At 60.6% G+C, this 12,713-nt stretch carries 12 protein-coding genes; 1 reads left to right on the forward strand and 11 read right to left on the reverse strand.

Annotation, left to right across the window (positions count from 1 at the left end; genetic code table 11):
• The 6 genes from H0V78_10125 to glnA all read right to left on the reverse strand — a co-directional run.
• A partial coding sequence (locus H0V78_10125) for an FAD-dependent oxidoreductase (protein ID MBA2352114.1) occupies window positions 1–1,133 on the reverse strand: 1,133 nt, incomplete at its 3' end.
• Window positions 1,134–1,354: 221 nt separating this feature from the next.
• Entirely contained in the window at window positions 1,355–2,026 is a 672-nt protein-coding gene (locus H0V78_10130) for a hypothetical protein (protein MBA2352115.1), read from the reverse strand.
• A 301-nt stretch (window positions 2,027–2,327) separates the two neighbouring features.
• A complete protein-coding gene (gene ntrC / locus H0V78_10135; GenBank protein MBA2352116.1) occupies window positions 2,328–3,773 on the reverse strand; it encodes a nitrogen regulation protein NR(I) in 1,446 nt (481 codons plus the stop codon).
• Window positions 3,774–3,790: 17 nt separating this feature from the next.
• Window positions 3,791–4,957 (reverse strand): PAS domain-containing protein, encoded by a 1,167-nt coding sequence (locus tag H0V78_10140; protein MBA2352117.1) that lies wholly within the window; start codon window positions 4,955–4,957, stop codon window positions 3,791–3,793.
• Between the two features lie 118 nt (window positions 4,958–5,075).
• On the reverse strand, window positions 5,076–5,564 hold the full coding sequence (locus H0V78_10145; protein MBA2352118.1) for a DUF4124 domain-containing protein: 489 nt from the start codon (window positions 5,562–5,564) through the stop codon (window positions 5,076–5,078).
• 236 nt (window positions 5,565–5,800) lie between these two features.
• Window positions 5,801–7,210 carry a type I glutamate--ammonia ligase gene (gene glnA / locus H0V78_10150; protein ID MBA2352119.1) on the reverse strand — a complete coding sequence of 470 codons (1,410 nt, stop codon included), beginning with the start codon at window positions 7,208–7,210 and terminating at the stop codon, window positions 5,801–5,803.
• A 320-nt stretch (window positions 7,211–7,530) separates the two neighbouring features.
• Between glnA and H0V78_10155 the strand changes: the two genes are divergently transcribed.
• Complete coding sequence (locus tag H0V78_10155; GenBank protein ID MBA2352120.1) at window positions 7,531–7,983, forward strand: rhodanese-like domain-containing protein; 453 nt, start codon at window positions 7,531–7,533, stop codon at window positions 7,981–7,983.
• Here H0V78_10155 and H0V78_10160 read toward each other — a convergent pair.
• The 5 genes from H0V78_10160 to H0V78_10180 form a co-directional block, all read right to left on the reverse strand.
• Window positions 7,974–9,158 carry an MFS transporter gene (locus H0V78_10160; protein MBA2352121.1) on the reverse strand — a complete coding sequence of 395 codons (1,185 nt, stop codon included), beginning with the start codon at window positions 9,156–9,158 and terminating at the stop codon, window positions 7,974–7,976. The two genes, H0V78_10155 and H0V78_10160, sit on opposite strands and share 10 nt — an antisense overlap.
• A 167-nt stretch (window positions 9,159–9,325) precedes the next feature.
• A complete protein-coding gene (locus H0V78_10165; GenBank protein MBA2352122.1) occupies window positions 9,326–10,162 on the reverse strand; it encodes an undecaprenyl-diphosphate phosphatase in 837 nt (278 codons plus the stop codon).
• 499 nt (window positions 10,163–10,661) lie between these two features.
• A complete protein-coding gene (locus H0V78_10170) occupies window positions 10,662–11,027 on the reverse strand; it encodes a hypothetical protein (GenBank protein MBA2352123.1) in 366 nt (121 codons plus the stop codon).
• Window positions 11,028–11,246: 219 nt separating this feature from the next.
• Window positions 11,247–11,921, reverse strand: a complete 675-nt coding sequence (gene can / locus H0V78_10175) for a carbonate dehydratase (GenBank protein ID MBA2352124.1) — start codon at window positions 11,919–11,921, stop codon at window positions 11,247–11,249.
• Window positions 11,922–12,107: 186 nt separating this feature from the next.
• On the reverse strand, window positions 12,108–12,713 hold a 606-nt coding region (locus H0V78_10180; protein ID MBA2352125.1), incomplete at its 5' end, for a phosphomethylpyrimidine synthase ThiC.

Raw genomic sequence — 12,713 nt, forward strand, 5'->3', positions numbered from 1 at the left:
CCATTCTGATAGCGCGCCAGAAAGCGTCTGTCGATGCGGTCTTTCCACCACAGACTGGCGCGGCCGCGCCAGTAAAATGGGCCCCAAGTGGCGAGGCCGTCGCCGCATCCGAGATTCAGGATCGCAAGATAATTTTTTTGCGGCTCGTAATCCTGCAATGGCAAGCCATCGAGCGCCGCGAGCAGATTATGCAGCAGTACCGGCGCCTGCCTGACGCCGAACACGCCGAGCTTCGGCAATTCCCGTCCAGCGAAATCGATGCAGTCACCCGCGCCAAAAATGGCGGAGTCGGCAGTCCAGCGCAGAGTCGGCTCGACCTTCATTCCGCTTCTCTCGTCGCTTTCCTCGTCGATTCCGCCGCGCGCCGCGGCCAGATTCATATCCGCGATGACCCTGGCCGGCTTCAGGCCGGTTGCCAGCACGAGCACGTCGAACCGGTAGCTTTGACCGCCGGCCAGCAAGCGATCGGCATCGATTTTTTGCAACGCGCTTCCAGCGACGAGCTCGATGCCGCGCTGTCGCAGACAAGCGGCGAGTGCCTTCGCCGCGCCGCGCGGCTGCCGGCTGATCAGGCGCGCGCTGCGCGAAATCAGGGAAAGCCGAATACGTGCGCCGCATTTACGCGCGAGCGCATCGATGTTCAGCGCGATTTCGCAGCCGGTCGCGCCGCCGCCGGCAACCACGATCTGGTGCGGCGACGCCGTCTTTGGCGCCGGCTGAAATCGCTGCTCGAGTTGCTGGCGCAGTCGCCACAAATTGGCGATCGGCTTGACGCTCCAGATGCGCGGCCCGCATTCAAACGCTGCCGGCAACGCGGCATGGTCTTGCCCATTCATGCGCGGCAGCGCAACTTCGCTGCCGATGTTGAGCGATAGCAGCGCGTAGCGAAGCGTCGCACCGGACGCCAGGCACAGCAGCTTTTTCTCGCGGTCGAGCCCGACCGCCGTATCGGCGATGAACGTGCCGCCTGCGCATTCGATGAGCCGCTGCGCGTCGATCTGATTGAGCGCGGGTTCATACATGCCGCCCAGCATTCCGGTGGCGAGCCCCGAATACCAGAATTTTCCCGGATCGATCAGGACCAGCTCGACGCCGCGATGTACGAATTCGTGCGCATTTCGCGCGACATGCAAATGCGCGTGACCGGCGCCGACGAGGACGACGCGCTTTATGGCAGCGTCAGAAAGTGTCCGTCCGATTTCGCGCTCATCCTGTGCAAAAGTGCGGACCGATGACGATCATTCCCCGCGAACCTGTTCCAGCATGCTTCAAACCGGAATCCGGAGCCATTGAAGAAACCGGGTTCCTTCTGCACGCCGCACGACAGCGCCATATCACCCGTTGCCGTTCACCGTCAGCGCCATCCACCCGTTGCATCGCGCGCCTCCTGATTCAGCGGCCGCGCGACCAGGCCCGATGCCGAAACGCTGATCGCATAACGTGCGCCGTCGGCCATGGGCAAATAAGCGGCGCTGCCGTATAGCGCATCGACCCACGGCACGCGTTCGCGGTAGCGGCGGGCGAGCAGCCAGATATCGATGACCTGTGGCGGCGTCAGTTCGTAAACCGTGCGCGGCGCGGTGCGCTCATCTTCGATACTCCGGTAACGGCCAGACAAGCGTTCCAGCCGATACAGCGTATCGAAACCCAGCACGTTGGCGAACGCGCGCCATTTCAGTACGCGTGCATCGATCTGCCATTCATCGCCGCGCAATGCGAAGATTTCCTCTGTGCCGGCCTCTGCCCCTTTCGTCAGGGGCGAATAGAGCAGGCTGGCGCGAAAAGACTGCGGGCCAAGCGCGCTGAATGCGATCTCGCCGACATCCTGTTCGGCCGACAGGCGATGATAGGAATGCAGGCCTGCCGCCAGCAGCGCGAACACCGCGGCCAGCGCAAGCAGCAGTACGCCGGCAGTGGCGTTCGCTATACCTGCCAAAGCACGGTGGCGCCAGAAACTGCGCAGCGCCGCGAGCACGAAAACCACGCCGAGCAGTGCGCAGACGATGATGGCGACAGGGATGATCATGATCGCGCTCACGTGAAAACGGATGCATCAACCTGAGGCAATCGACAGCGGACGTCAAGCGCCGCAGTCCTTATATTCTGAAACTCGGCAAGAAAAAATCGCGTTGTGGGGATTGGGCAGGAAATCAACGTAGCCCCGCAAATTGGCACGCTCGAAATTGCGCCGACTTCGAGGACAGGGGAATCCGACGCGGAGCCGGCAGTCGCGTTTCGCGCCGCCAGCGCCGCCGCCGTGAGGACAAGTGCTACCAGAAACGCGGCTCTAACTCCTTTGTCCGTTCATTGCAGTTTTCATAACGACGCTATTCGGGGGAAGCCGCATCCGGTTGTTCGGTCGCACCCGAAGCGCCCGGCGCTGGCTCCGCATCGATTCCGAGTTCCTGAATTTTTCGCGTCAAGGTATTGCGGCCCATGCCGAGCAGCGCCGCCGCTTCGACCCTGCGACCGCCGGTATGCGATAGCGCTGTCGTGATCAGCACGGTTTCGAATTGCCGCGATAACTCGGCGTGCAGGCCGCGCTCGCCGTGCTTCAGGGCGTGATCGACCACGGCTCCGAGCGCCGTTTGCCAATCCGGCGCCAGCTCCGCCCCGCGTTCGGCGCGCAGTTCGGCCGGCAGATCGAGCAGCTCGATGGTCTGCCCGGGCGCCATCACGGTCAGCCAATGACACAGGTTTTCGATTTGGCGAACGTTTCCCGGGAAATCGTGCAAGGCGAGAAACTTCAGCGCGGCATCGGAAAAGCGCTTGGCCTCGACGCCGAGCGCGTGCGCGCTTTTTTGCAAAAAAAACCTGGCCAAAAGGCCGATATCCTCGCGCCGCTCGCGCAACGGCGGCAGACGCAGGCGGATGACATTCAGGCGATGAAACAAATCCTCGCGGAACAGGCCGAGCTTGACGCGCTGATCGAGATCCTGATGGGTCGCGGCGATGATGCGCACATTGGCCTTGATCGTCTGATGGCCGCCGACGCGGTAAAAATGCCCGTCCGACAAGACGCGCAGCAGCCGAGTTTGCAGATCGGCCGGCATGTCCCCGATCTCATCGAGGAACAGGGTGCCGCCGTCGGCCTGTTCGAAACGTCCGCGGCGCATGCTTTGCGCACCGGTGAAGGCGCCGCGTTCGTGGCCGAACAATTCCGATTCAAGCAGATCCTTTGGAATCGCGGCAGTGTTGATTGCGATGAAGGGCTGCTGGGCGCGCGGGCCGTGGCGATGCAGCGCGCGAGCCACCAGTTCCTTGCCGGTACCCGATTCACCGTTGATCAACACGGTCGAATGCGATTGTGACAAACGGCCGATGGCGCGGAATACCTCCTGCATCGCCGGCGCCTGGCCGAGTATGTCGGTGCCGGCCACCAGCGGCTCGCTGACCGTTGCAGCCTGCCGCAGACTTTCTTCCAAGGCGCGGCGAATGAGCTCGATGGCGTGATCGACATCGAACGGTTTGGGCAGGTATTCATAGGCGCCGCCCTGAAACGCGGAAACGGCCGATTCGAGATCCGAGTAAGCCGTCATGATGATGACTGGAATCTGCGGATGGCTGCTGCGCAGCGTTTGCAGCAGTTCGAGGCCGGAACCGCCCGGCATGCGGATATCGCTGACGACGACCTGCGGCGTCGCGATCGCGAGCGCATCGCGCGCTTCCTGCGCGGAAGCAAACGTCCGGAACGCGATGCTTTCGCGCGTCAGCGCTTTTTCGAACACCCACCTTATCGAGCGGTCATCGTCGACGACCCAGACCGATTTCACACCGTTTTCGAGCGTAATCATGTGATTCGTTTTGATTCTGCGTTTTCCGCCATCGGCAGCATGATAGTGAAACAGGTTGTACCGGGGGCGCTGTCGAACGCGATCGTACCCTGGTGCTGGTTGATAAAAGTTTGCGCGACGGTGAGCCCGAGGCCGCTGCCGTCTTCACGCCCGGATACCAGGGGATCGAAAATGCGGTCGCGAATCGCTTCCGGTATGCCGGGCCCATCGTCGATTATCTGCAGCGCGAGCGCGTGCCGATAGCGTACGCGCGCCAGCGTGACCTGGCGGATCACGCGGCTCTTCAGGGTGATGGCGCCGGCGCCGGCGATCGCTTGCGCTGCATTGCGCGCGATATTCAATAGCGCCTGGATGATCTGCTCCGGATCGCCCAGCAGCGGGGGAATGCTGACGTCATAATCGCGGATGACGCGGATGCGCTCCGGCGATTCCGCCAGAATCAGGCTGCGCACTCTTTCGAGCGCTTCGTGAATATTGAATTCGACGAGTTGCGGCGGCCGGTGCGGCGCCAGCAATCTGTCCATCAGTGTCTGCAGCCGATCCGATTCCTTGATGATGACCTGTGTGTATTCGCGCAATTGCGGGCGGCCAAGCTCGCGTTCCAGCAACTGCGCGGCGCCGCGAATGCCGCCGAGCGGATTTTTGATTTCATGCGCGAGGTTGCGCATCAAATCGCGATTGGACTGGCTTTGATCGAGCAGGCGTTCCTCGCGCGCGATTTTGAGTTGCTGCGAGATGGGACGAAATTCGCCGAGCAGGCCGCGCCAAATCGCACGCCGATTCTCAAGCCAATTCGCGCCTCGATACACGCGCCGATTCGCGCTTCCAGTCGTGCCCTCCTGCGCGGACCGGTGCGACAATTCGAACGGCGTGAACGTGCAGCTCAGGTGCAGCAGCGCATGACTGGCAAGGCCGAGCGTGAGGTCGTGCTCGGTGAAACTGCAATCCTGGGTCCGCGCATTCAGGATGATTGCGGCGAGCGCGCCGTCGTACGGGAAAACCTGATCGAGACGCTGGCCGGCGATGCTTTTGCAACTGACTTCGAACAGGGTTTCCGCGGCCGGGTTCGCGTAGCGGATGACGAGGTCGTCACCCAGCAGCACGACGGCTGTTGAAAGGACTTCAAGGCCGGGGAAAAAAGCGGAAGCGACGGCGGGCTGCATAGGCTGGAAATCGGAGGTTTTCCCAGCTTTACAGCAAGAAGCAAGCCATTGGTATTGCGCCGCGAGAAGGTCCGCAACGGGCGGTGCCTGCCGACCGTCTGTTGCGGATGATGGTCGGCTACTTGATGTTCGCGATCTCCTGCTTCAGCGCCGCGACATTTTTTTCGTGCAGGCCGACGTTGTCCTTCAATTCCTGGATGCGGTCGAGATACTTCTGGTAATTCTTTTCGTTGCCGAGGCGCACGGCTTCGCCTTCGGTCAATGCCTGCTGCGATTCCGCAAGCAGTTTTTGTTCGAGCACAAGCTCCGATTCAAGAATTTTGCGGCGCGCTTCGTCGCGCCTTTTTTGCGTATCGCTATCGACGTTGGGCAGGCCCGGTACGTTGGCGTCGCTCGGCGCGACCTTGGCCTGGCGGGCTGCGCCCGCGGGCGGCGCGGCCGGCGGTTCGAAACATTGAATCTTCTTTGCCCCCTTGATCGCAACATTGGAATACGTGACCTTGCCCGACGCGTCCTCGTACTTGCAGGTTTCAGCGGCGGCAGACCCGGCCGCCAATGCGCCTACGGCCGCTGTCGCGATGAGGAAATACAGATAATTGCCTTTCATGGTTTGGCTCCCGTTAAAGTCCTGAGCCTGCAACGTTCAATGCTCTGCGGCGTTGACGTCGGAGGCAAAATCCAGTCTAAGCCAGCTACCAGGGCTTGGCAATTCAGCGCCGCCAGAGGGCAGGGTCGTGGAATCGCCGATCCATTCGCTTTTCGATCCTTTTCAGGATACGAGGCAAAGAAAAAGGCGGGGATGTCCCCGCCTTTATTTCCCCGCTCTTTATTCGGAGCAGCCGACTACAAGCTGTAGTACATCGCGAATTCGATTGGATGCGTGGTCATCATGAACTGGGTCAACTCTTCGTTTTTCAGTTCGATATAGCCGTCGATCATGTCGTCCGAAAACACGCCGCCGCGGGTCAGGAACTCGCGGTCCTGCTCGAGGCATTCGAGCGCCTGCTGCAGAGACGAGCACACGTGCGGGATCGCCTTGGCTTCTTCGGGCGGCAAGTCGTACAGATTCTTGTCGATCGGATCGCCGGGATGAATCTTGTTCTGGATCCCGTCGAGCCCGGCCATCATCATCGCCGTGAAAGCGAGATAGGGATTGGCGGTCGGATCCGGGAAGCGCACTTCGACGCGGCGCGACTTCGGATTACTGACGTAAGGAATGCGGCAAGCGGCCGATCGGTTGCGCGCGGAATAGGCGAGATTGATCGGCGCCTCGAAGCCCGGCACCAGGCGCTTGTACGAATTGGTGCCCGGGTTGGTTATCGCATTCAGCGCCTTGGCGTGCTTGATGATGCCGCCGATGTAAAACAGGGCGGTCTCCGAAAGGCCGGCATAACCGTTTCCGGAAAACAGATTCTTGCTGCCTTTCCACAGCGACTGGTGCACGTGCATCCCCGAGCCGTTGTCGCCGACCACCGGCTTCGCCATAAAGGTCGCCGTTTTGCCGTAAGCGTGAGCGACGTTGTGTACGACGTATTTCAGGCGCTGCATGGCATCGGCGCGTTTGACCAGCGTACCGAAGCGCGTGCCGATCTCACATTGGCCGGCGCCGCCGACTTCGTGGTGATGGACTTCGACTTCGACGCCCATTTCTTCCATGCGGCGGCACATTTCCGAGCGGATGTCCTGCAGGGAATCGACCGGCGGCACCGGGAAGTAGCCGCCCTTGATGGCGGGGCGGTGGCCGGTGTTGCCGTGCTCGAACGAATCGCCGCTGGACCACGGCGCTTCTTCGCACTCGATCTTGACGAAGCAGCCGGACATATCGACATTCCAGCGTACCGAGTCGAAAATGAAAAACTCGGGCTCGGGGCCGAAATAAGCGGTGTCGCCAATGCCGGTCGATTTCAGATACGCCTCGCCGCGCTTTGCGATCGAGCGCGGATCCCGATCATAGCCTTTGCCATCGGTCGGCTCGACCACGTCGCAGGTCACGAGCAGCGTGGTATCGGCAAGAAACGGGTCGATGTAGGCTGCGTCGGCATCGGGCATCAGCAGCATGTCGGAGGCGTGTATGCCTTTCCAGCCGGCGATCGACGAGCCATCGAAAGCATGACCGTCTTCGAACTTGCTCTTGTCGAACAGCCGCGCCGGAACGGTAACGTGCTGTTCCTTGCCGCGCGTATCGGTGAAACGCAGATCGACGAATTCGACCTTCTTGTCCTTGATCATCTTCAAAACATCGGCTACCGGCATTTCCTGCTCCTTTTCTTGACGGTCAGATAGGCGAACACCTTCGGGAATAGGCGCGCTACTTCGGGGATTCAACGGTGAACTTAACAGGCGAACTTAAAAGCTGAGGCGCGGCGAATTGCTTTAGCATTTAGCATTCCATTGCCGCCGGGAACAAGCGCATTCTGCCACAAGTCCCCGGCGCTCGCGATTCTGATGCGGGGCGCGCGCGTTCCTGAGCGTGGCGTTCTGATTCAGGGCGCGCCAAAAGAGTGCAAGCCACGCATTCAATGCATTAACATGGTGCAAACAGAAACGAAACGTCAGCTCAAAACGGGGGCAATATGAGTAGCATCAGCGAAATCCTGAAAGCCGCGCAAGATCGCGCGAAAGAAATGAGCTTGCCTTACGAAGGCGCACTCCTGCCCGGCGAGGCCTTTGAATTGATGCAGCAAGCGCCAGGCGCAAAACTGGTCGACGTCCGCACCCAGGCCGAGTGGGATTGGGTCGGGCGCGTGCCGGGCGCTGTCGAAATCGAGTGGATGAGTTATCCCGGCATGGTGCCCAACGAAGTTTTCATGCAGGAATTGGGGCGGCAGGTCGACAAGGAATCGCTGGTCATGTTCATGTGCCGCAGCGGCGCACGTTCGCACCACGCGGCGATGGCCGCGACTGAAGCCGGTTTCCCGGATTGCTACAACGTGCTGGAAGGATTCGAAGGCGACAAGGATGCCGATCGACATCGCAACAGCACGGGCGGCTGGAAAGCGGCCGGTCTGCCGTGGATTCAAAACTGAGCGCTGTCGTCTGATTTCTCCGCCCCGGAAAACCGGGCTGCAGCCGACGGAACCGGGTCGAGATTCAGCCAGGCGAGCAAAGCGGCGAAGCCGGTCGCAGCCGCGGCGGCGATAAAAACGTACAGCGGCGGGAACCTGTCGACGAGCAGGCCGCCCGCAGCGATCCCTGAGCTGACGCCGGTCAGCAGGAACGTCCCCATCCAGGTAAAGCTTTCGGTCAGCATGGTAGGCTGCGCCAGCCGCGAGATCAAGGTCGATTCCGCGGCGAGCGCGACCGACATCGGCGCGCAGGCAAAGATGGCGATCGCCGCAAACCAGTAAAGATCGGTGATCGGCGCGACTGCTGCGATGCCCAAAGCCATCAGCACCAATGCCGCGAGGAATTGCGCGGTGACAGCCGGCTGCCAGGTGCGGCTGCCGTAAATCAGCGCGCCCACCGTGCTGCCGATGCTGGCTGCGCCCAGAATCAAGCCCGCCGCCGCGGGGCGATTCTGGTTCGCGGCCAGCGCCGATACCCCGACTTCAAAGAGGCCGAACGCGCCCGCATAAAGCAGCGTCGCGGCGAACAGCGCTAGAAGCTGCCGGTCGCGCAGCGGCCCGAGCAGGCTTCGATCGGGTTCGATCTCATGCAAAGTCCAGTGTCGCACAGCCGCGCTGCGCAGGAAGATAATGCTGCCGATCGCGCCGCAAGTAGCGGCCAGATATAACGCGCCTTGCGGATAAGCCAGCACAATAAAACCCGCAACCAGGATCGGGCCGGCGATAAAAATCATCTCCACCAGCGCCGAATCGAGCGCGTAAGCCGTTTGCAGCAACTGATCGTCGGCCAAGAGCTGCGGGAACAGCGCGCGCAGGCAAACCGTAACCGGCGGCAGCGCAGCGCCGGCAAGGGCGGCCGCAGCGGCGATCCACGCCGGATGCGCGTTGCTGCCGACCAGCGGGATCAGCAACAGCAATGCCGCCGGATAAATCAGCGCGGTCGTCATCAGGATTCCGCGCGGTCCGCGGCGATCGACCAGCCGGCCGACCAGCGGCGATGCGCACGCCAGCCCCAACACGTAAGCCGCGCTGATCGCGCCGGCGCTGGCGAACGAGCCGGAGCGAGCCTGCACGAACAGCAGAATGGCCAGCGCCGTAACGCTGATCGGAATGCGCCCGACAAGCGAAGCGAACACGGCGGACGCGAGATCGGGCGTGCCGAAGAGCCGGCGATAGCGATCCGTCGGCCCTGGAATCGCGCGGCGCGGCCCCAGCGCTAATCGAGAAAGGAATTTCAGAAAGCGGCTGTTTTCGAGAAGCTTTCGCTTTGGTCGAACGTTGCGGGCGCTTTTTGATCCGGGCTTCAGCCCGCCGTCCACTCGACGACGCCGCTATAAGCCGTTATCAGAACGACGATGCCGAACACAATGCGATACCAGGCGAACACAGTAAAATCGTGCCGGCTGATGTAGCGCAGCAACGCGCGCACCGCAATGAATGCGGATACGAAGGAAGCGGCGCCGCCGACCAGGAAAATGCCGATGTCATCGAAACTCAAAATTGCGCGCTCCGTGAACAGCTCATAGACGGTCGCGGCGAACAAGGTCGGAATGGCGAGAAAAAACGAGAACTCGGTGGCGGCTTTGCGCGAAAGACCGAACAGCAGGCCGCCGATAATCGTAGCCCCGGAGCGCGACATTCCGGGAATCAGCGCCACGCATTGCGCCAGCCCGACTTTCAGCGCGTCCTTCCAGCGCATGTCGTCAACCTCTTCGACGGCCACCGTGTGATCGCGCCGTTCCGCCCAAAGAATGATGATGCCGCCGACGATGAATGCCAGCGCAACCGGCACCGGCGCGAACAGATATATTTTGATTTTCGATGCGAAAACAAAACCGAGCAAAGCAGCCGGCACAAACGCAACAGCGACATTGAAGGCGAACTGGCGCGCGTTGGCGCCGCGCTCGGTATGCGACGACAGGCAAAAGATAACCTCACCGATTTTCGCCCGATACTCCCAGCATACCGCCAGCATCGCCGCTGCCTGAATGATGATGTAAAACGCCTTGCCTCTCGGGTTATCGAAATCAAGCAGGGCGCCTGCCAGGATCAAATGTCCGGTGCTGGAAATGGGCAGGAATTCCGTAAGGCCCTCGACAATGCCCAGGACGAACGCTTTCAGCAGCAGGAAAATCTCCATACGAATCCTTGGGCGCGGGTTCTACTTCTACACCGGTGCTTATCAAACAGACGCGCTAGATCCAGTTTTTGCCATCGAATTTTTCAATCTCGATGCCGGCGGATTCGAGCTCGAAACCATCCAGACAGCGTAAGTTGACGCTGATCATCTCCGGCGCAATCCGCGGATGGTGAAACGGGCAGATTCCGCAATGGCTGCAGAAAAAATGTTTAGCCGATTTTGTGCCGAACTGGTACAGCGTCAAGGCTTCCTTGCCCCGTCAATAGCGTGAAGCGATCGGCGGCAACTCGGTGATGAATCGATCCTTTTTTCTGTAAAGGCTGCAATTGCAGCTCGATGCTTTCTCGAGATCGGTGCGGACTTCGAATTTTACCCGACCGCAGTGACAACTGCCTTTATAAGTTTTCATTGGCCCAGGCAGGTTGGGTATCCGCGTTCCGGCGATAAAGCCAAATAAAAAGCCGGCCTGGCAGCCGGCTTTCGCAGAATGCGCCGTCGATCAAATCGCATTCGGATCGCGGTTGATCTCGCGCACCATTTCCTTGGTGGCGCGTTCGAGTTCATCCATGAACAGCATGCCGGCGATTGCGCCGCGCACTTTCATGCGTTGCCCGAGCATTTCCAGCTTTTTCCGCAATTGCTCCGAAGGTTCCGCTGGTTTACCGAGCATGCCGGAACGCAGGATGGCAAAAATTTCGGTCACATCGTCTTCAGTGATCTGTCCCCGCAGCAGACTTTCGGGCGACAAAAGCTGAGCAATCTGCGCCATCGTCGTGTCGGACAGGGCATTCTGCGCGTCCGTTTCCGCCAAGGCAGAACCGGAAAAAGCCAGGCAGCAGGCAATGGTCAGGAAAATCTTCCGCATGATGTCCTCCATCCTAGTTCAATCAACACCAACCCGCCTTTTCGGGAAACCGGGCAGGAAACCGGGTTTGCCATCCCGTTCCGAACTGCTGCTTTTTTCGCCAATGCGGCCAATGCGCTTTCGAAGCTTCGATATGACCTTACGCCTGTTGCGGAATTCCCGCCAGCCCGGCGCGTGGAAACCTTGGCGCAAAGCGCCCGTTCGTGGGTGACTTCTCTTTTAGCGGGGCGGAAGCACACCGCCATCGGTATTTTGCCGCATTTTCATGACCGCTTCATATTGCACGCTGATTTCCCGCGGATCGCTGACCGTTATCTCGAGGTCGCGCAGCAGGCCGTCCTGAACCGCGTACACCCAGCCGTGCACATTGATCGTCTGGCCACGTTCCCAAGCGTCCTGGACGACCGTGGTCTGGCAGACATTGACGACCTGTTCGATGACGTTCAGCTCGCATAATCGGTCGAGCCGCGCGGTTGGATCGCCGATATCGCGAAGCAGCGCCGCATGCTTTTGCTCGACATCCTGCACATGGCGCAGCCAGTTGTCGATCAGGCCGAGCTTTCTTTTCGAGGCCGCCGCCGTAATGCCGCCGCAGCCGTAATGCCCGGTGACGATGATGTGCCTGATTTTAAGCACGTCGACGGCATACTGCAGCACCGACAGACAATTGAGATCGGTATGGACGACGACATTGGCGATATTGCGGTGGACGAATACCTCGCCGGGCGGCAGATCGACGATCGCGCCGGCCGGAACGCGGCTATCCGAGCAGCCGATCCAGAGATATTTCGGACTTTGTATATGGGCGAGACGCTGGAAAAACTCCGGGTCGCGCCCCGTCATGCGGTCGGCCCACGACCGGTTTTTTTGTAAAAGCTCGAGCAGTTTTGGCATGTTTGTTATTTGGCTGGACGCACCGGTGTGAACCAGATTGCTTCGCGCTTCAGGCTCGCAATGACGTTCCTGACCTTCATTGCCATCCGGACTCGCGATGACATCGCTGACATTGTCATTGCCAGGAGCCTCGCGAGGAAGCAATCGCCCTCAGTAGCAAAAACAGGGGAAGACATTCGAGCGCTGCTACGCCCGCCGATAAAGCTCCGCGCCCTCGTCGAGAAACTCGGCCGACTTCTGTTCCATGCCGCGTTCGAGCGCTTCGCTCTCCGAGGTTCCGATCTGTGCTGCGTACTCGCGCACGTCCTGGGTGATTTTCATCGAGCAGAAATGCGGTCCGCACATCGAGCAGAAATGCGCCAGCTTGGCGCCCTCCTGCGGCAGGGTTTCGTCGTGGAATTCGCGCGCCTTGTCGGGATCGAGGCCGAGATTGAATTGATCGTCCCAGCGGAATTCGAAGCGCGCCTTCGACAGCGCGTTGTCGCGCATCTGCGCGCCGGGATGGCCTTTCGCCAGGGCCGCGGCGTGGGCGGCGATTTTGTAGGTGATGATGCCATCCTTGACGTCGTCCTTGTTCGGCAGGCCGAGGTGCTCTTTCGGCGTCACGTAGCACAACATGCTGGCCCCGTGGAACCCGGCAGCGGTGGCGCCGATGCAGGAGGTGATGTGGTCGTAGCCGGGGAAGATGTCAGTCACGAGCGGCCCAAGAACGTAGAAGGGCGCGCCGTGGCAGAGCTGGCGCTGGAGCTTCATGTTGTACTCGATCTGGTCGAACGGCACGTGGCCGGGCCC

The sequence above is a fragment of the Burkholderiales bacterium genome (assembly GCA_013695435.1).
Taxonomy (GTDB): Bacteria; Pseudomonadota; Gammaproteobacteria; order Burkholderiales; family JACMKV01; genus JACMKV01.